The 18,438-nt window shown below is 44.6% G+C and carries 16 protein-coding genes; 8 read left to right on the forward strand and 8 right to left on the reverse strand.

Annotated elements, in window-relative coordinates; all coding sequences use genetic code 11:
• Positions 1–3: 3 nt before the first annotated feature.
• A complete protein-coding gene (gene fkpA / locus L2755_RS05580) occupies positions 4–774 on the reverse strand; it encodes an FKBP-type peptidyl-prolyl cis-trans isomerase (RefSeq protein WP_248979748.1) in 771 nt (256 codons plus the stop codon).
• A 441-nt stretch (positions 775–1,215) separates the two neighbouring features.
• Between fkpA and L2755_RS05585 the strand changes: the two genes are divergently transcribed.
• The 4 genes from L2755_RS05585 to pepN all read left to right on the forward strand — a co-directional run bounded on the left by L2755_RS05585 (position 1,216) and on the right by pepN (position 6,464).
• A complete protein-coding gene (locus L2755_RS05585) occupies positions 1,216–1,428 on the forward strand; it encodes a SlyX family protein (RefSeq protein WP_248979749.1) in 213 nt (70 codons plus the stop codon).
• A gap of 258 nt (positions 1,429–1,686) precedes the next feature.
• A complete protein-coding gene (locus tag L2755_RS05590) occupies positions 1,687–3,054 on the forward strand; it encodes a COG3014 family protein (RefSeq protein ID WP_248979750.1) in 1,368 nt (455 codons plus the stop codon).
• Positions 3,055–3,077: 23 nt separating this feature from the next.
• A complete protein-coding gene (lpoB, locus tag L2755_RS05595) occupies positions 3,078–3,671 on the forward strand; it encodes a penicillin-binding protein activator LpoB (protein ID WP_248979751.1) in 594 nt (197 codons plus the stop codon).
• A gap of 153 nt (positions 3,672–3,824) precedes the next feature.
• Positions 3,825–6,464 (forward strand): aminopeptidase N, encoded by a 2,640-nt coding sequence (gene pepN, locus L2755_RS05600; protein ID WP_283102731.1) that lies wholly within the window; start codon positions 3,825–3,827, stop codon positions 6,462–6,464.
• 130 nt (positions 6,465–6,594) lie between these two features.
• Here the strand turns inward: pepN and L2755_RS05605 are convergent, their stop codons facing one another.
• The 5 genes from L2755_RS05605 to L2755_RS05625 all read right to left on the reverse strand — a co-directional run bounded on the left by L2755_RS05605 (position 6,595) and on the right by L2755_RS05625 (position 13,807).
• On the reverse strand, positions 6,595–7,155 hold the full coding sequence (locus L2755_RS05605; RefSeq protein WP_248979752.1) for a phosphoribosyltransferase: 561 nt from the start codon (positions 7,153–7,155) through the stop codon (positions 6,595–6,597).
• A 277-nt stretch (positions 7,156–7,432) separates the two neighbouring features.
• The gene (locus tag L2755_RS05610) at positions 7,433–9,196 is read right to left on the reverse strand and encodes an alkaline phosphatase D family protein (protein ID WP_248979753.1); all 1,764 of its coding nucleotides are present in this window, start codon (positions 9,194–9,196) and stop codon (positions 7,433–7,435) included.
• Between the two features lie 324 nt (positions 9,197–9,520).
• Positions 9,521–11,473 carry a collagenase gene (locus tag L2755_RS05615; RefSeq protein ID WP_248979754.1) on the reverse strand — a complete coding sequence of 651 codons (1,953 nt, stop codon included), beginning with the start codon at positions 11,471–11,473 and terminating at the stop codon, positions 9,521–9,523.
• Positions 11,474–11,760: 287 nt separating this feature from the next.
• Entirely contained in the window at positions 11,761–12,840 is a 1,080-nt protein-coding gene (locus L2755_RS05620) for an endonuclease/exonuclease/phosphatase family protein (protein ID WP_248979755.1), read from the reverse strand.
• Positions 12,841–12,865: 25 nt separating this feature from the next.
• The gene (locus L2755_RS05625) at positions 12,866–13,807 is read right to left on the reverse strand and encodes a DUF808 domain-containing protein (RefSeq protein ID WP_248979756.1); all 942 of its coding nucleotides are present in this window, start codon (positions 13,805–13,807) and stop codon (positions 12,866–12,868) included.
• A 247-nt stretch (positions 13,808–14,054) separates the two neighbouring features.
• Between L2755_RS05625 and rpiA the strand changes: the two genes are divergently transcribed.
• Both rpiA and L2755_RS05635 read left to right on the forward strand, forming a co-directional pair.
• Complete coding sequence (gene rpiA / locus L2755_RS05630) at positions 14,055–14,711, forward strand: ribose-5-phosphate isomerase RpiA (RefSeq protein ID WP_248979757.1); 657 nt, start codon at positions 14,055–14,057, stop codon at positions 14,709–14,711.
• Between the two features lie 250 nt (positions 14,712–14,961).
• The gene (locus L2755_RS05635; protein WP_248979758.1) at positions 14,962–15,573 is read left to right on the forward strand and encodes a 5-formyltetrahydrofolate cyclo-ligase; all 612 of its coding nucleotides are present in this window, start codon (positions 14,962–14,964) and stop codon (positions 15,571–15,573) included.
• A 69-nt stretch (positions 15,574–15,642) separates the two neighbouring features.
• Here the strand turns inward: L2755_RS05635 and ung are convergent, their stop codons facing one another.
• Complete coding sequence (gene ung, locus L2755_RS05640; protein WP_248979759.1) at positions 15,643–16,311, reverse strand: uracil-DNA glycosylase; 669 nt, start codon at positions 16,309–16,311, stop codon at positions 15,643–15,645.
• 219 nt (positions 16,312–16,530) lie between these two features.
• On the opposite strand from ung, the gene L2755_RS05645 reads away from it, so the two are divergent.
• Together L2755_RS05645 and L2755_RS05650 are read left to right on the forward strand one after the other, a co-directional pair.
• Complete coding sequence (locus tag L2755_RS05645; RefSeq protein WP_248979822.1) at positions 16,531–17,079, forward strand: type II secretion system protein; 549 nt, start codon at positions 16,531–16,533, stop codon at positions 17,077–17,079.
• Positions 17,080–17,332: 253 nt separating this feature from the next.
• On the forward strand, positions 17,333–17,653 hold the full coding sequence (locus tag L2755_RS05650) for a DUF3144 domain-containing protein (RefSeq protein ID WP_248979760.1): 321 nt from the start codon (positions 17,333–17,335) through the stop codon (positions 17,651–17,653).
• Positions 17,654–17,734: 81 nt separating this feature from the next.
• Here L2755_RS05650 and L2755_RS05655 read toward each other — a convergent pair whose 3' ends face one another.
• The gene (locus L2755_RS05655) at positions 17,735–18,349 is read right to left on the reverse strand and encodes a LysE family translocator (RefSeq protein ID WP_248979761.1); all 615 of its coding nucleotides are present in this window, start codon (positions 18,347–18,349) and stop codon (positions 17,735–17,737) included.
• Positions 18,350–18,438: the final 89 nt, after the last annotated feature.

The raw sequence follows: 18,438 nt of genomic DNA on the forward strand, positions 1-18,438 counted from the left end.
GGATTAGTGTGCGTGTGCAGCACTTGCTTCTGCAGCTGGAGCATCCGCTTTTTGAATATCTAACAACTCAACTTCAAATACTAACGTAGAGTTAGCTGGAATAGTGGCTGTATCACGATCGCCATAGGCTAATTCTGCAGGGATAACAAACTTAAACTTAGAGCCCACAGACATTAGCTGAACGCCTTCAGTCCAACCAGGAATAACGCGGTTCAGTCCGAACGTAGCAGGCTCGCCACGAGCAACTGAGCTGTCAAATTCAGTACCATCCGTTAGTGTACCAACATAGTGAACTTTAACGGTATCAGCAGCGACAGGCTGCTCGCCAGTACCTGCAGTTAATACTAGGTACTGCAAGCCAGATTCAGTCGTTACAACACCGTCTTTAGCTTTGTTTGTTTCAAGGTATGCAGCGCTATCAGCCAAACTCTTCTCTGCTAGTGCAGCCGCCTTTGTTTGGCGCTTTTCGTTAAGCTTCTCATCAAGAGTTTGCAATACTGCTTGCATCTCTTCTTGAGTAAGCTTTAGCTCGCTGTTCAAGCCTTCGCTGAAACCAGTCACGATTAGGTTTCTGTCTACAGCAAAACCGAGTTCCTCTTGCTCCTTGATATGGCCAGCCATATAAGTACCAATCGACGCGCCAACGCTGTAGGCTTCTTTTTGCGCTTCAGTGTTCAATTCAACAGGAGCGGCGACGGCTTCTTGCTCTTGATTACAAGCACTAAGACCAACAACGGCCAAAGCCACTAGTGAATATTTATAAATCGATTTCATTTAAAGCTTCCTCAGCATCTACAGGTGGTTACTATAACCTTTACTTTTATTAGGCGAACCACTTTATACTAGTTAAATAGGTTATTCCAATCTGAATAGACAAAAGCAACACCACCGTGATTCAACGCACTTTTTCAATACGGATGAATATATTACATACATAGCCTGTCATTAGCCTGAACGACTATTGCGCTTGTATAAACAATGATTCATTTAAAAGACAACATTAAATTGAACAAGTTCATAGCATATCTATTAACCTGGCTAATTAACGCTCTTTTTTACGTTTAACCCTTACTGCGCCATAAGAATTGAGCTAATAGCCGATATTGTTGGATATGTCCTTAAAGCGACTATCCCAAAATATACCGAGCCGTTGTATACTCGAGCGATAATCAAAGGTAGCTGCAATGAGCATTTGCCAATCCATCAGAGGTAAACGTGGATAATATAGAATACAGAGTTGAAGAGTTAGAGATGAAGATGGCGTTCCAAGACGGTACGATCGAAGAACTCAACCAACAAGTCATCAAGCTAAATGAGGTGGTGGCAATACAACAGGAGCAGATACGGTTATTGCTCAATAAACTGCAGTCAGCTGAACCGAGTAATATGGCATCCCAAGCGGATGAAACACCGCCGCCACACTTTTAACTTCCAATGGATACCTATAGTGGCTAGATTAATAGCTTAAAATCTTGCTATATTTAAAATAGTAATAGTTATTGTGCATTCATGTTACGTTCAGATTTGATATGTTAAAAATACACTGGTATCGATGAAATTTGTAAGTTTATATAAATTCTCATCGCTGATTATTTTTATCATTTATAATGCGTTTTAGTGCTCTAACCACTCCCCTGAGCTAACAAGGAAGCCAATGCAACTAGCACACATTACCGAGACGTTTACATGAGAAGTGTCTTATTGCTGGCGTCCATGATGATAAGTTTAACTGGGTGTGCATTTAACAGCGTATTCATTAATTACCCTTCGCAGATTGCGCCGGTAAAAGCGCAGCTCAATTCAGCAACGCCCCAGCAAGCGGCCAACATTGTAGCAGCTGAAGTGACCAGTGCTGATGGCCTGCTGTACGCTCAGGAAGCTGGACGTTCGGCACAAATCGCGGGGGATTTTGATGGCAGTAAAATATTCTATCAACAAGCTGCCAATGCCTATCGGGTGTTTGACGATAAGGCCAAACTCAGTTTAAGTGATGCCGGAGCGACTGCCACCAGTCTGTTCATCAATGACAATGTAATCCCCTACCGCGGCCCTGGTTACGAGCGAGTGATGCTCCATCAATATCAAGCGCTTAACTACCTTTTTAGTGGTGATGCGGAAGGTGCGTTAGTGGAAGTTCGTCGCAGTAATGAACTACAAAGTTCAGAGCAAGCGCGCTATCAAAAGTCTAATAAGTCTGTGCAAGCCATGGCAAACGGCACCATTGACGCCGAGGTCAATAAACTCGGTAAAGCCGCAGGAAGTACCACCAGTTCATTTTTAAATGCCTATAGCTACTACACCACTGGTATGTTGCATGAAATTTTAGGTGAAGCTAATGATGCCTATATCGACTATCGCAAAGCAGCGCAAATATCGCCAAATAACCCATACTTACAGCAGGATTTAGTCAGACTGGCCAAGCAATTATCGATGCCACAGTATGACGAATTTAAAAAACGCTGGGGCGAGGCCATATTGCCGCAAAAGGAAGAGGGCCAAGTTATCGTTATGCTAGAGCGTGGCTTTGTACCTGAAAAGAAAAGTCTGACCGTGCCTTTTACCATTCATGGTAACTGGCAAACAGCGTCACTGGCGACTTACTTTCCCACTAAGCAAACAGTGAGAGCCGGACGCATACAAGGACTCGGCACAGTGTTAGTTGCGGCGCCCATAGCCAACATTGATGCATTAGCGATTACTGCGCTAAAAGAAGATCTCCCCGCCGCACTGCTAAGGCAAGCTGCCCGGGTATATGCAAAATCAGAGATGGCACGAAGCGTGGAAAGTGACAGTAAGCGCCGCAGCAATCAAACCGATTATGCCGCCATTGCAATGCAGATATTTAACGTCATCACCGAGCAAGCCGACAGACGTAGCTGGCTAACCTTGCCACAACAAGCACAAATTGCCCGCACTTATGTAAAGGCAGGTAACTACTCCGTTAAGCTCGATAATGCAGCACCGAACTCGATTGAGGTAAAAAGTGGCCGAACCACACTTATTTGGCTCATTGATACCGGTAATTACACCCGTTTTTATTCAATAATCATTTAGCAATCACTTGTATGGAACTCACTATGAAACATTTAAACGTTATTTTTATTCTCGCGGCAGTCATTGGCTTGTCAGCGTGCCAATCAAAAGTTGAATACGGTGATGCCACGGAAGTGGAAACCGTCAATGAGAACTTTGGCTCAACCGATCTGCAGGCGATTGCGGCTAAGATGGTCGATAGCATGCTGACTTTCCCACCGGTTGTCGCGCTTACCGCTAACGATCGTCCTATTATGTTTGTTGATAAAGTGAAGAACAAAACATCTGAGCATATCGATACGGAATCGGTGACCGACTCCATCAGTAATAAATTATTACGCTCAGGCAAGTTCCGCTTTATCGATATGACTAAAGTTGACTCTGTCCGTAAACAACTGGATTACCAGAATAATTCTGGCATGGTTGATCCATCAACGGCGATTAGCTTCGGCCGTCAAATTGGCGCCCAGTACATGCTTTATGGCAACCTATCGAGCATCGTTAAACAAGATGGCAGCACTAAAGACGTTTACTACAAGATGACGATGCGTTTGATGGATTTGGAAACTGGCCTTATTGAATGGTCTGATGAAAAAGAGATCCGCAAAGTTAAGTCGAAGTCTTTCCTAGGCCTATAATGCTAAGTTAGTGCTAACGACCATTAAAGCCAGCATCTCGCTGGCTTTTTTATTGATCCAAGAAGCCGATTTTAACTTCTGCGCAACGCTGAAATAAGGTACCGTACCTAGCTCGATCTTTAGCACTAAATCGCTTATTAAAAGGATGCTGTTTTGAACCTGCTTCATACTGCTTTAGTTATTGTGTTCTCAGTTGTACTTGCTGCCTGTAATTCAACACCTCGTGAGCCCCTGTCATCACGAGATGCCTCCCCCTACATTAGCCAGCAGTCAGCGGCAATGCGCTCAGCTAGGATCTCTGATGTACATTATGACTTAGACTTTACCTTAACAGGTGCAGCAAGGTTTTCAGCCACGACTAAGGTCGACTTTAACCTTAGTGATACCAGTAAAGCGCTGACACTCGATCTCAATCAAGCGACGATCAGCCACTTTAGTATTAATGGCAAAAAGGTTTACCCAAACTATAACAACAGCTATATAACCCTCAATCCAGGCTTGTTAGTGAGTGGTAGCAACACGGTTGAAGTGCAGTTCACTCGCGCCCATAGCACCAACGGTGAAGGGCTACATCGTTTTGTCGATCCGGTTGACGATAAAGTTTACCTTTATTCTCACTTCGAACCCGCTGCGGCTCAGCAGATGTTCGCTGTTTTTGACCAGCCAGATCTTAAAGCGACCTACACCTTGTCGGTTACGGCGCCAAAAGAGTGGACCGTTATCAGTGCGATGCGAGAAACATCAACAACACCGCTTGGCGATACTCGTCGGTGGCTGTTTCCGCAATCGCCTAAGTTGAGCCCCTATAACTTCTCGATGCATGCAGGTCCCTATCATCAGTGGACCGATAGTAGCGGCCAATATCCACTGCGCCTATTTGCGCGGCAATCTGTTGCAGACCAAGTCACGCCACAAGATTGGTTTACCTATACTCAGCAGGGGCTTACGTTTTTCGATGATTACTTTGGCATCCCCTACCCATTTAAAAAGTATGACCAAGTGCTGGTGCCAGACTTTCTTTATGGTGCCATGGAGAATGCAGCGGCTATCACCTTCAGCGAAAGTCGCTTCCTGTTTAATAGCGATATGACCGCCACCCAAAAACAACGCCTAGCGGGCGTGATCATGCATGAGATGGCGCATCAATGGTTTGGTAACCTAGTGACGATGAAATGGTGGAATGGTTTGTGGCTAAATGAAAGTTTTGCTTCATTTATGGGCACACTTGCTACCGCGGAAGCCACCGAGTTTACCCATGCTTGGCGAACCTTTTACGCCAACAATAAGCAAAGTGCTTACCACTTAGACAGCCAAGCCAGCACTCACCCTATTGAAGTCCCCGTCGCCACGACACAGAATGCCTTCGATAATATCGACGCAATTACCTACTCTAAAGGGGCATCGACCCTAAACCAACTTAACCATCTTTTAGGTGAAAAGGCGTTTCAAACTGGAGTGCAGAATTATCTGACTCAATACAGTTATCAAAATGCTGAGTTAAACGACTTTATTAAAAGCCTAGCAAAGGCTGCCAATAGAAACCTCACCAGCTGGAGTCAGCAGTGGCTTTATGAAGCTGGCGTTAACAGTATTCAAGCCAGCTTTATTTGTGAAAAAGGTCGAGTCACACAATTTAGCCTTAAGCAGTCTGCAGCGAGTGATGTGCTACCCACCTTGCGTGAACAGCATGTTCAAATAGGTCTGTTTACTAAAGGGCGTAAGCGACTGCATCACAATATCAGTATGCCGGTGACTTATAGCGGCAGCACCACCAATGTCACCAGTCTTGTGGGGATGCATTGCCCCGATCTCGTCTATCCCAATTATCAAGATTGGGGCTTTGTAAAAGTGAATTTAGATCCTGTTTCATTTAAGACTGCAAAACAAAGTTTGCGCTTGGTAAAAGACCCGCTATTACGCTCAATGTTGTGGCAAAGCTTGTGGGATAGCGTTGAAGAGGGCAATCTTTCACTGAACGACTACATCGGCACGGTACTGGTTAATTTGCCAGGAGAAGCTGATTACACCATTGTAGGGCAAGTGCTTGCTAGCTTATCTAAAACACGTGTTTATCTTGATAAGATGGCTCCCATCAACCAGCGTTATGCCAAAAAGGCCATTCGCGCCATTGAGCAGATGAGCCTTAGAAAGGTGATGATAAATAGCAATGACCGTGATTTTCAGCGACGTTGGTTTAGCAACTATATCGCCTTTGCGCGCAGTCAAGATGCACTAGATAACATCGATGCCATGCTTAGCGATAAAGCGAGTATTAAAGGCTTAGTGTTGGATCAAGATCTTCGCTGGGCCATGATTAGCCACTTAAACCGCTATGATCATCCAAGTGCCATGTATTGGCTGCGTAAAGAGCGTGAGGTCGACACGAGTGATGCTGGGCAGAAATCTGCACTTGCCGCGGAAGTCTCTCGTCCAGACGCATTGAAGAAGCGTCAGTGGTTAACCCGCATTCAGCAGCAAACAAATCTGCCGTTCTCCAAACAACGCACCATAATGGCGAACCTTTATCCCAGTGAGCAAAAGTCCCTGAGCGCAGTAACCGCGGAGCAGCGACTCACGACACTCGCGTTGCTCGACAAAGAGAAAGGTCCGGTATTTATGCGCAGTTACGCAAAATACTTAATCCCAACAGATTGCAGTTATGGCAATGTCAGTGCATTACAAAACTTGCAGGCTAACAATAAACAGTTGTCTGACGGCACAACTCGGGCGCTAAAAGAAGCGATTCAGCAGCAGCAAAAATGCCTGCTGATTCAATCTAAAATGAACCGATAGCAAAACATAAGTTTGGGCTATCCATAAAAAAAGCCACCTTCGCGGTGGCTTTTACATTTAATAAAATCACATAACCCTATTGAATTGATTCTATGGGTAAATCGATTCAATCTGTACAGCCATTAAAGACTTAAACGAACAAATGTTTAATGTTCTTTAAATCGCTCTTACCTTGCGCTAGCTCTTCAACAGAAAGGCCTGAGACTTCATGGGGGAACACTAACCACTCTTCAGATTCATGAATATAGTAATCAGGCTTTAATGGCACTGTGGTGTTTTTAGGCTTGTAATAAGGACAAGCAATACGCACATCTTTAGGCATGTTTAAACGCATCAATTCACTTAACTTATCTTTAAGGGCATGGACACTGCGGCCAGAATCAAATACGTCATCAACAATCAATAGACCGTCACCCGCATTGGCATTTTCAACAATATAGTGCAAACCATGTACTTTAATCTGCTTACTTTGTTGATTAATCCCATAGTAAGAGGAAGTACGTACTGCGATATGATCTGTTTCTACTTTCTTGAAGTCAAAATACTCCTGCACGGCGATACCGATTGGTGCACCACCACGCCAAATACCCACAATAAACTGCGGACGAAAGCCACTTTCATAAACTTGTGCCGCTAAACGAAAAGAATCCTCTAGTAATTCTTGCGCCGTAATAAAGCATTTCTCTGACATCTGACCGTCCCCATCTTGGTATAGTTATCTTATTTGGGTCTCAAAATGCAGTTGATGGCAACTATTCCAAACTCTGAAATAGGACCTTGCTAGCGATCTCGCCGCTCAACTGTTTAAAGTGTAGGCATCCACCCGATTTTGGAGGCGAATTTTATACTAAAAACAGCACTAATGCTGTAAAAAAGCAGCAAACTTGTGGCTTGAACACAAAAAACAAAAACGGCTACCTATGGGTAGCCGTTAAATTAAGCCTATTTGAAAGCTTGCTTAGAAAGCACTAAAGCGCTGCTAAACTGGGTATTCCAGCTTTGGTAACCATAGCGTGGTTCCGCTCAGTGTCTTCGACAAAACCGCGAGTCGTAATGGTATCGACATAGCGCCAATCACTGCGCACCTCTTCGTGAGTGAAGGTCAACGTCAACAAGCCACGATTCATTAAATTGGCATATTTTAAGTTATCAACCAAGCCGATGATGGCCTCTTCTGTCGCAGGAATATCCTTAGCCTCGATGCCTAAGTAATACTCAAGTCCTGGTGATGATACCGAGCTGGTGGCAAACTCAACACCGACCGCATCGCCTGCAGCATCTTTAAGCTCATTCGCCCAAGCATTATGAGTATCACCTGCGATCACAACGAGGTTTTTCGACAACGACTTTGCGGTCGCAAGAATCACTTCTCGCTCATAGGCATAGCCATCCCATGAATCTAAGTTGTAAGGAATAGATGGCAGTTGTAGCAGCGCCATCGCCTCTGGCGTCAACTTGTGACCATAGAACTGCAGATATTTAAGCTCATCAGCAGTTAACGTCGGATCGCCGGCTTGCGCTCTTGCAGCAAATCCTGCCAGCGCGGCCAGTTGTCCAAACTCCGGGATAGACAATTGTTGAGTGGCAATCGCCGCTGGCAGCATCATCTGCCCCATTAACACCTGCTGGCCAAGCACTTGCCACTTGGCAGTTGAGGTTAGCAGTGTTGATTGCAACCACGTCAGCTGCTCCTGTCCCAACATCGTGCGGTTAACGTCGGTGACGTCAGCCATAAAGCGGCCGCCGTCCAGCCCACCAGTGGCAGGATCCATATAATCAGGGTATTCAAGCGGCTTATCTCGGCCCAGTAGTCGCGTATCTAACATGTGTAAGTCTACAAGGTCACCAAACTGAAAACTGCGGTAGATCTCTTCATGATTGCCCTCTCGCCAAGGACGAATGGGTAGCCATTCAAAGTAGGCCTGCAACGCTCCCTCTTTGCGGGCGTCAAAATCGCCTTCGTTGTCGTTATGATTTTCTGCACCTTCGCGCCAGCTATCATTGGCAACTTCATGGTCATCCCAAACCGTAATAAAGGCCGTTTTGGCATGCAACTTTTGCAAACTCAAATCACCACGATACTGGCTATAACGAGTACGGTAATCGGATAAGCTAAAGAGTTCGCCTTCCGGTAATACCTCGCGCCCGAGTTCTGCTGCACGTTCACTGGCATACTCACCACGAGCGTATTCATAAATATAATCACCGAGATGAATAACCGCATCCAAGTCATCCATTCTCGACGCCATCTCATAGACATTGAAATAACCCGCAGGGAAGTTAGCACAAGACACCACGGCAAATTTTGCTTGGGCTAATGCGCCTTGTGGCAAGGTTTTAGCCATGCCTGGAGGTGACATATTTTTGCCGGCCTTGAAGCGATAGTAATATTGGGTGCCCGCCTCAAGCCCAGTGGCATCGATTTTTACGGTGTGGTCTCTATCACTATTAGTGATCATTTCACCGTTGGTGATAACTTGACTAAATGCACTATCGGTCGCCACTTCCCAAGTCACCTTAATGTCTCCGGCAGACTTAGGTGTCACACGGCTCCATAAAATGACAGCATCATGGCTTGGATCTCCACTGGCGACACCGTGTAAGAACTCTGCTGCAATCACATTTTCGTCATCGTCACTGCTACAGCCCATGAGGCCATATGAAACTACTGCTGCGCCAACGCCCTTGGCAGACATGGCTAAAAAATCTCTTCGTGAAAAAGGTCGTTTCATTATTATTATTCCCTTAATATTGCTCTACTTTAGTGGTACGAGGTCTAATGAGTTGAGATGGTAAACGGCCACTATTACACATATGTGACATTTTGGTAAAGTATTTGTTAATGCCGATTGTAAAAGTGTCTTAATGGCTGTTGTTTCAAATGAAACAGTAAACTTAAAGAGGAAATGTCGGTAACAGATACACACTATAATATTGATAAGGTTCGATTTGTGTTAGTTTCATGAGTCCACAGAATGTCAAAATGCTCTGTCACACTGCATAAAAAAAGCCCACCTAAAAAGGTGAGCCTTTCCCTACTGGCTAAGCCTTTTTAACTATTCACCACCTGTAAGCGCGTCTTCAATGACAAAAGCATTGTTGGTGTCGTTCAGCAGAGCAACACCTAAGCATTTACCTGAAGTGTCGGTGATCATTAACCGATCACCCAACTTCCAAAATGTCTCTGAATATGACTCATCTTTTGTTAATGAAGCATACTTACCAGCGTACTTGGTACCCGAGGTTTTACTGACCCAATACAATTCAACTTCAGTATCGGTGTTATTAGTTACCGTTAAATCTTCGGCATTCTTGGTTGATGTGGTGTATTTCTCCATTAGGTTACAGCTTCCAATTGTGCCTTTTGCTGGCCAATAAGGCATATAGGGCTCAATCTCTGCGGTTATATCCATTGGATCTGGCAATGCAACCGTGCAATCTGCGCCAGAACACACCGACAGATAAACATCAACGATATCCGCACCAGCAAAGCTATCTCCTGCGACGATGTAATACTTGCCAGCAGTCGGCGTAGTAATAGTCACAGTTTCTTCATTGCTATCCTCAGTGACAGACTGAGCAGTAGCAGGCACTACGTTACTAGGGTGGTAAGCTGCACCTTGGTTCACCCACAAATCGATATCAGCTGAACCACCGGAGGTGGTGACGGTAATCGAGTCTGTTCCAGCAGGTACATCAATAGAATACAAACGGCCGCTACGTCCACTGAGTTGTGTATATTGACCTACGGTCATTGCCGTTGCACTAGCAACATAATCAGATCGCAATTGACCAGCATACCAAGTCCCGAATTCAGCTTGGTTATCAATTGCAACTTGTTCGAGCAGCGTGGTTAACTCGGTCCAATCACCAGCACGCATATGCGTCAGGATCTGCGTCACTATTGTCGGTTTTTGTTCTAATAAAAATGTAACGGCCAACTGGCCCCAACTGTAAGGTTCATCGCCATTAAAGATCTGCTCTAAACTGTATTTAGTCGACTCGCTAGCGGTGGTCATATTTTGGTAAGGGTTGTTATAATGAACACCTATGTATTCAGCTAAGCCTTCACCCCACCATTTAAAGCCTTTAGATTCATTATATTCGCCTTGTTTGTTAAATCGAGCATCTAATGAATGGGTGTACTCATGCTTAAGTGAGCGAATGGTATATCTACCGCCATTCCATTCGAGGGCATTAAAGGTAAACACATCAGAGCGATGAGACCAATCTGTTGATTCGAATTCGAAATAAATACCGGTATCATTGTCGTTATAAAAAAGGTGCATCATCCAAAGTTCATGGTTTCTTTTACTTGAAAAAATATTAACATTAGCAACCTCATTTCTATCACCTGCAACACTATCACCAAATGCAGGCGAGATAGCCGCGCTCAAGGTGGCATCAAAACGGCCTTTAGTGTTCTTCAAAGCGACACACACTTCATCCGTTTGTGCAGCCGTCAAATCTTGGCCTCGCACCTGAACATCGACCTCTTCGCATCGCTGGCTACTGTTAAACAAAGTTGTACTGGTATAAAGCGTGGCATCAACAGCGGCATTCGAAGCGCTCGCATCGACTAGAATATGGTACCTGCCAGGCTCTACATTATCGAGAATGCAGTATTCATATTCATTTTCACCGTAATATGAAACACAATCGAACTCACCGGTTTCACCTGCCGTTGCTTCTTCACCGGCTCTTACATACAGATCAGGATCGCCAATATTATTACCATCCACGGTCGCCATTAAACCAACTATCAAGGTCGGTGCTGCTTCCGTGACATCCACATAAAACGCTAGTGGTTCAGTGATTGAAATATGCTCTATCGATGAATTAAGTGTGATTAGTCCGCCTTCAGGAGCGACAGGTTCAGGTACTACAGGATCCGGGATAACGGGTGCCGGGGGAGTAACTGGCGCCGGTGTATCATCATCTCCGCCTCCACCACAAGCTGCCAAAGCTAAGCATAGCGAAATAGTCAATCCTGATAATCTAAGGGACATAATCAAACTCCTTATTGATAATATTTATTTTCATTGGTGATTCCTTACCGCCAAAACACCGTATTTAAACAAAAAATACCACAGTAGATACAAGATACCAACGAATATTATACAATATAAGATATACGAAAGTGGAATATTAATAACCCGTTAGATTATTAGCAGCCTCAGCCGCTTTACAAAGTACCAGTGGGTTAGTGAGAAGAAGTCAGTAAGGGGTTAACGAGCAAATCAATAGCCAGACAAGAAGTGCCTGGCACAATAAATTTACTCGCTTTGCAGTGAGATTAGCGGCGGGAACAGATAGTACACACTATGGGAGCATGATCGGTACTGTGACTATCACGATCAAACTGAGGATTAATTAGATGGCGGTCTTCAGTATGATAATGGCTCACCTCTGCAGTACTGGTGTGAAAAGCGGGGTTGAAGTCTTGTGACAGCAAGATGTAATCCAGTACATGGCCTTGAGCAGCGTAATAGTGTGTCGCTTGCCTGTGGGAGCGAATCACCTCCCCATCTGAGGTTTGCTTATCGCTAGCGGCGGATACACTTTGACAATACAGTTGGTAGGCATCTGTAAGTGGATAACTTGCAAGCTCACCCAAACCATTCTTATCGAATCTCAACTCTTTAGTGGTTAAAAAAGAAAGCACCTGACTGTTAAGATCATCATTAAAGTCGCCGATTAACATCATCGCATTTTGGGTTTTTACACGACGCTGCATCATGCTATGAAATAGTAATGCCGCTTCACTGCCTCTTTGAATGCTCGACGCCCACTGGCCCAGAACATTACGCCCTAGTAACTCGCCATAATTGGCATTTCGTGCAACAGCAGTGGTAGGCGGTGGTAACTCATCCATTGATGGCCGCTTAGATTTAAAATGCACCACGTAGATATCGCAATGACCGATATCAGGCAGCACCACAGTCACCCGCAGTGGTTTACGGCTGTAGTTAAAATGACGTTCAAGCCCGAGCGCTGCTGCGTAAGGTTTATCAACATCAATTGAAACCACCTCTTCAAAAGCAAATTTAGAGGCGATAGCGACTACGGGATCCCGACAAATAAAATCATCAACAACACTAGGCTCATCCACTACTGCAAAATGGTTTAAGCCAGCATCGCGAACTTGATCGGCCAATGCTGGTGCTGAAAAGACCTCTTGAAAAGCTATGATGTCCGGTTGATGCTCGGTTAAAAATTCATTCAGCCAACGCTGCTTCTTTGCCCACTGTTCACCACTATAGATGTTTTCAAAATCATAGTAGGCCAGTGGCGGTTCAAGGTAGTTAAACAAATTAAAGCTGGCGACCTTTACTGTTAAGGGCGTTAGCTCTACTTGTTCAATGTTTGTTTTCAACGAGATCATTCCTTAAAATATAGCGCTAGTGACTAACGACCTTGTCGCCTTTAAATTTGAGGAATAGTTGCATCAACAAAACGGCGATAGCACCTGCAACCACACCAAAAATTGAATTTAAAATACTTGGCGTGATAAAGGATAATACCGGCCCGACAACAGACAAGCCCTCAACCCAGGTCGCCGCCAGGCTTATTTGCACGCTCACCCAGTGCAACCCGTGAGTTAATATACCGCCACCGACCATAAACATGGCAATGGTTCCAACGACTGATAGGGTTTTCATTAGGTAAGGGGCAAAGCTCAGCAACATATAGCCCAAACGGCGCTTAAATCGAGCCGCGATGCTCTCCCCTTGGCGCTGACTTAAGTACAAGCCCGCATCATCAATTTTGACAATACCCGCCACTAAGCCATAGACACCTATGGTCATCACAATCGCGATAAAACTCAGGGTGAAAAATTGAGTCGTTAAGCTTTTCTCAGCGACAATGCCTAGAGTGATGGCGATAATCTCAGCAGAAAGTACAAAGTCGGTTCTAATAGCCCCTTTAACCTTCTTCTTTTCATACTCTTTGAGATCGCCAATCACCTCTTGTGGTTGTTCACTCACGACTTGAGGGTGTTTGTTAGCTTGGTCGCTATGGTAAATTTTCTCAAACCCTTCAAAACATAAAAACAATCCACCGAACATTAATAAGGGTGTAACGGCCCAAGGGATAAAGGCACTGATCAGCATTGCTGCAGGCACTAGGATGCATTTATTCTTAAACGAGCCAACGGCGACTGCCCATACTACTGGTAGCTCTCTATCTGCAGAAACTCCACTAACTTGCTGGGCGTTTAAGGCTAAATCATCACCCAACACCCCCGCCGTTTTACGCGCAGCCACTTTACTCATTACGGCAACATCATCCAAAATAGTGGCGATATCATCTAACAAGGTTAATAAACTTGCCCCAGCCATACAGACTCCCTTTAATTGCGCTACTTACGTAAAGTCCATCTTGGTTAGCGCTTAATACCGTTATTTACCCGCGCTAGATAAACTATCCCTAGCGACTATTTATACAAACCTTTTATCTATAAACTCAAGCTAATCACGATATAGCAACCTTGTCACTTTAAAAGAAAATTTCAGGCACGCTTTAGTCGTTTAAAGCGTATACTATCGCCAATATTTTTTAACCTTCGCCTTTAAAAAGGATGTCGTTATGACTCAAGATGAAATGAAAAAAGCCGCCGGTTGGGCTGCACTTCAATATGTAGAGAAAGATAGCATTGTTGGTGTCGGAACAGGCTCTACTGTAAATCATTTTATTGACGCGCTTGCGACAATGAAAGCAGAGATCGAGGGCGCGGTTTCAAGTTCTGAAGCTTCTACCGAGAAGATGAAAGCACTTGGCATTCCAGTTTATGATCTTAATAGTGTTAATGACCTATCCGTATATGTCGACGGCGCTGATGAAATCAACGGCCATATGGACATGATTAAAGGCGGTGGCGCAGCATTAACTCGCGAAAAAATCGTCGCTGCAGTGGCTGAAAAATTCATCTGCATTGTCGATAATACTAAACAAGTCGATATCTTAGGTGAATTCCCGCTGCCTGTTGAGGTTATCCCAATGGCGCGCTCATATGTGGCACGTCAACTTGTTAAACTTGGTGGCGATCCCGTTTACCGTGAAGGCGTACTAACAGATAACGGCAACATTATCTTAGATGTCTACAATATGAAGATTATGAACCCGAAAGAGCTTGAAGAGAAAATTAATGCCATCGTGGGCGTTGTGACCAATGGCTTATTCGCCATGCGCGGCGCTGATGTGCTGCTAGTAGGAACGCCTGAAGGTGTTAAAACCGTCAAGTAAATTAGCAACACATTATCATAGCTGTTAAGCGCTATGTTGTGAGTCTAATCTAGCCACAATACATTATTGCTATTGTGGCTTTTTTATTGTTACCGCCATATGAACAGTAACCAGCAGCGATAGTCGCGCTTCCTCGCCCAGTATTAGACTCACTATTCAAAACCACGATTCAAAATCATAATTGCGATGCCAACAAACAGCCGATAGACTGCATGCATGATAAATAAACATAAATAGATAAGTCACACCTATGCAGCAGCCAAGCATTACCAATACTCTTGAAGCCAGCTCGCCAAAAATCATTCGACTCGCGGTACGTGCTGCTCGCCGAGGTTTAAGCAATGATCAACAGTCTGTTGCCGCCAATACTGCTGCGGTCAAAGCCCTGCAAAAGCTCAAGCAGCTTAGCGCTAGAAAAGTCGCACTTTACCTAACCAACGATGGCGAGCTGGATACTCAAGCATTGATCAAGATGCTTTGGCAGCACGGCGTGCAGGTGTACTTGCCCAGACTGCACCCCTTTGCCGCTGGCAATCTTATCTTTCTACGCTATAACCAAAATACGGTGCTTGAGAGAAATAGCTTAGGTATTTGGGAACCACGTTTAAATGTCAGCCAAATGATATTACCGCATCAGCTAGATGTAGTAATTACCCCACTGGTCGCCTTTGACATCAAAGGCAATAGAATGGGTATGGGCGGCGGCTATTACGACAGAGCGTTAGCCAACTGGCAAACCATCGGCAAACCTTTCCCCATTGGCTATGCTCATGATTGTCAGCAAGTCAGCAAGCTCCCTAGCGAACATTGGGATGTGCCACTGCCATATATCATCACCCCGTCGCAAGACTACTCATTTTAAGGCTTAATGAGTATGGCTGAGTGCAGCTCCGCCCTTCGCTCTCAGTGGCATGTGCTGCACTCATTAGCGCTAGACCTGCCAATCAATAGCGGCGCTGCCTTGCTGCTTCAGTAGCTGGTTTACATGAGAGAAATGCTTACAACCGAAAAAGCCTCGATAGGCAGATAATGGTGAAGGATGAGGGCCAGAGACAATCTGGTGATGCTCGGCAGTTATGACTTTGCCTTTCTTCTTGGCATGAGCGCCCCACAACACAAATATGATCGGTTGCGGCTGCTCATTAAGGTGCAGCAACACATTCTGAGTAAATATTTCCCAGCCCGACTTAGCATGAGAGTGGGCTTTTCCTTGCTCGACGGTCAGCACGGTATTGAGCATTAACACCCCTTGCTGCGCCCAACTTAATAAGTTGCCATGTTCAGGAATGGTAAAACCCTCAATATCACAAGACAATTCTTTATACATGTTCACCAAAGAGGGGGGCACTTTTACCCCTTTTTGCACCGAGAAACATAACCCATGGGCCTGATCCGGTCCGTGGTAGGGATCTTGCCCTATCAGTACCACACGAACCTCATTTAGCGGCGTATATTCAAATGCTGATAGTACCTGCTCCTTAGGCGGGAAAATCACTTTACCTGCGGTTCTCTCTGCCTCAACAAAGGCTTCTAGTGCGGTAAAGTAGTCTTGTTGCTGCTGTTGCTGAATAAATTCTTTCCAGCTTAAATCAATAGCCATTGCTGATGCTCACTAAAATGTTTTATTTATAGTAAGAGTTCACATTAGTGCGTGCAATCTGTTAAATCATTTATGACTCAATAGGAGCAACATAGTAATGAAACACCTGCCGAGGCTCTGTCACGACCATCAAAACTTAAATTCATAGTTAACTTATTGGTATTACATGTTTTAGGTGTTAAAATGCCCGCTCAAATTTTGCCCAGGACGGCCAATTCAATGTTGCATCTGTCAGCTTCCAAACCCCAATCTGGTTTCACTTTAATCGAACTTGTTGTGGTCATTATTATTCTGGGCATATTGGCAGTGGTTGCTATGCCAAAGTTTATCAATATATCTGAAGATGCACAGGTATCAACAGTTAAGGCCACTGGCGGAGCATTCAAGTCAGGGCTTGATCTAGCACGCGCCGTGTGGGCTGTAAAAGTCGGCAGTGGCCCCGTTGAAGACTTACCAGTGTTCGGTACAAGCCAGGAAGGTGAAGTAGACTTTAACGCTAACGGCTGGCCAGCACAGCACTATACTCTAGGCAATGAGGCATCGCCTCAACTTGATAATGTCAAAGACTGTATCTCAGTGTGGGAGGTTCTATATCAAGGTGACGAGCCAAGTGTATCTGATAGCGCCAACACAGATGAAAGCCATTATAAGGCAACATACAGCGCAACCAACACTTGTACATACTACTATAGAGACAATACTAATCTCTCTATTCAGTACGATTCTAATTTAGGTTCAGTGACCGTAGACTCAGACTCTAGTAGTTAACACCAATGACTGCATGTCTGTTTGGCGTACCGTATTAGAAGATGCAGCGATGGTTACTACTTCGGCAAATAGAATCTATCAAGCGGTCCGATCAATGTTACTTTTACTTCCTTCCTGAACCATCGACTATGACTCTCGCGATGGCAATGTTATTACTGATTCAGATCCCAATAGTTAATAACAATGATCTCTTAAGCGCTAATTTACGATAGAATCAGTGGCTAAGATCTCATTCATTAAGAGCATAAGCACAATGTCAGAAGCTAAAAAAGAAACCACCATTTTTGAAATAGCCGATCAATTCATTGCATTGGCCAACGAAATTTCAGCGAAAGAGAAAGATGTAGGAAAAGTCGGCACTGGAATGCGTTTCGCTGCAGCTCGTTTCAATGCATTTGAAGCATCGCTAAAGTCAGCTGATCTAGCTGCTGAGAAAGATAATGCATTAGAATGGTTTAGCAACGAATACAAAGACATGTTGAAAGACAATCTTGAAGATCATATTAAGAACTCATCAGGGGCAAAAACAGAAGAGCCTGCAAAAGATGATTCAGTGCAAGTATTCAACTCTTAATTAATACCCAGTGAAACAAACAAAAACGCCATCATTTATGATGGCGCTTTTGTTACTGAACTAAAATTAGTAGCACTGTATTTATACCATCACGACGACTCTCACCGCTAACAAAATCAATACGATGCCTGACAATTTATCGATAAGCGCGGCTTTTTGGCGTAATTTTGGCAACACAGCTGAATGGGATAAGAGTAACGCAATCAAGGTATACCAAAGCCCATCAACAATCAGAGGCGTGAATACAATCAGCCCCTTGGCGGCCATATTGTCAGCCACAGCGACAAATTGACTGAATAGTGCTAAAAAGAACAGCATAATCTTAGGATTAAATAATGAAATCGCTAAACCATCCCTCGCCGCCGTTAACGCATCTGTCGACTTACCTGCTGCGAGTTTGTCGGACATGCCCCCTTTAGAACGCAGCGCTTGTACGCCCATATAAGCTAAATACAATGCACCTATGATGGCAATAGCATTGAATACCATTGGTGCTTTTTTCAGTATTACGGCAAGCCCCAGCAAAGTCACCAGTGCATACACGCCAATACCGATAGAGTGAGCCCATGCGCAGATAATCCCCTTAGTTCTGCCGCCACCAAGCGTGTGCCTAACCACCATTGCTAAGCTAGGCCCTGGAGACATCGCTCCCAAACAACAGATCGCCAGCAAACCTAACCATGTACTAAAGCTCATTTAATTCTTTACCTATTGTTACGATTACTTGTCTTATATACCCATCCTACCTGAAGATGCAGGATTCAGTGGCAGTTTAATGGGCTTTA

It is taken from the genome of Shewanella abyssi (assembly GCF_023284025.1).
Classification (GTDB): Bacteria; Pseudomonadota; Gammaproteobacteria; order Enterobacterales; family Shewanellaceae; genus Shewanella; species Shewanella abyssi.

What these genes read in the sequence shown, in the direction of transcription:
- fkpA (WP_248979748.1), bottom strand. Translation starts at nt 774, where the DNA reads ATGAAATCGATTTATAAATATTCACTAGTGGCTTTGGCCGTTGTTGGT.
- L2755_RS05590 (WP_248979750.1), top strand. Translation starts at nt 1,687, where the DNA reads ATGAGAAGTGTCTTATTGCTGGCGTCCATGATGATAAGTTTAACTGGG.
- lpoB (WP_248979751.1), top strand. Translation starts at nt 3,078, where the DNA reads ATGAAACATTTAAACGTTATTTTTATTCTCGCGGCAGTCATTGGCTTG.
- L2755_RS05605 (WP_248979752.1), bottom strand. Translation starts at nt 7,155, where the DNA reads ATGTCAGAGAAATGCTTTATTACGGCGCAAGAATTACTAGAGGATTCT.
- L2755_RS05610 (WP_248979753.1), bottom strand. Translation starts at nt 9,196, where the DNA reads ATGAAACGACCTTTTTCACGAAGAGATTTTTTAGCCATGTCTGCCAAG.
- L2755_RS05615 (WP_248979754.1), bottom strand. Translation starts at nt 11,473, where the DNA reads ATGTCCCTTAGATTATCAGGATTGACTATTTCGCTATGCTTAGCTTTG.
- L2755_RS05625 (WP_248979756.1), bottom strand. Translation starts at nt 13,807, where the DNA reads ATGGCTGGGGCAAGTTTATTAACCTTGTTAGATGATATCGCCACTATT.
- rpiA (WP_248979757.1), top strand. Translation starts at nt 14,055, where the DNA reads ATGACTCAAGATGAAATGAAAAAAGCCGCCGGTTGGGCTGCACTTCAA.
- L2755_RS05635 (WP_248979758.1), top strand. Translation starts at nt 14,962, where the DNA reads ATGCAGCAGCCAAGCATTACCAATACTCTTGAAGCCAGCTCGCCAAAA.
- ung (WP_248979759.1), bottom strand. Translation starts at nt 16,311, where the DNA reads ATGGCTATTGATTTAAGCTGGAAAGAATTTATTCAGCAACAGCAGCAA.
- L2755_RS05645 (WP_248979822.1), top strand. Translation starts at nt 16,531, where the DNA reads ATGTTGCATCTGTCAGCTTCCAAACCCCAATCTGGTTTCACTTTAATC.
- L2755_RS05650 (WP_248979760.1), top strand. Translation starts at nt 17,333, where the DNA reads ATGTCAGAAGCTAAAAAAGAAACCACCATTTTTGAAATAGCCGATCAA.
- L2755_RS05655 (WP_248979761.1), bottom strand. Translation starts at nt 18,349, where the DNA reads ATGAGCTTTAGTACATGGTTAGGTTTGCTGGCGATCTGTTGTTTGGGA.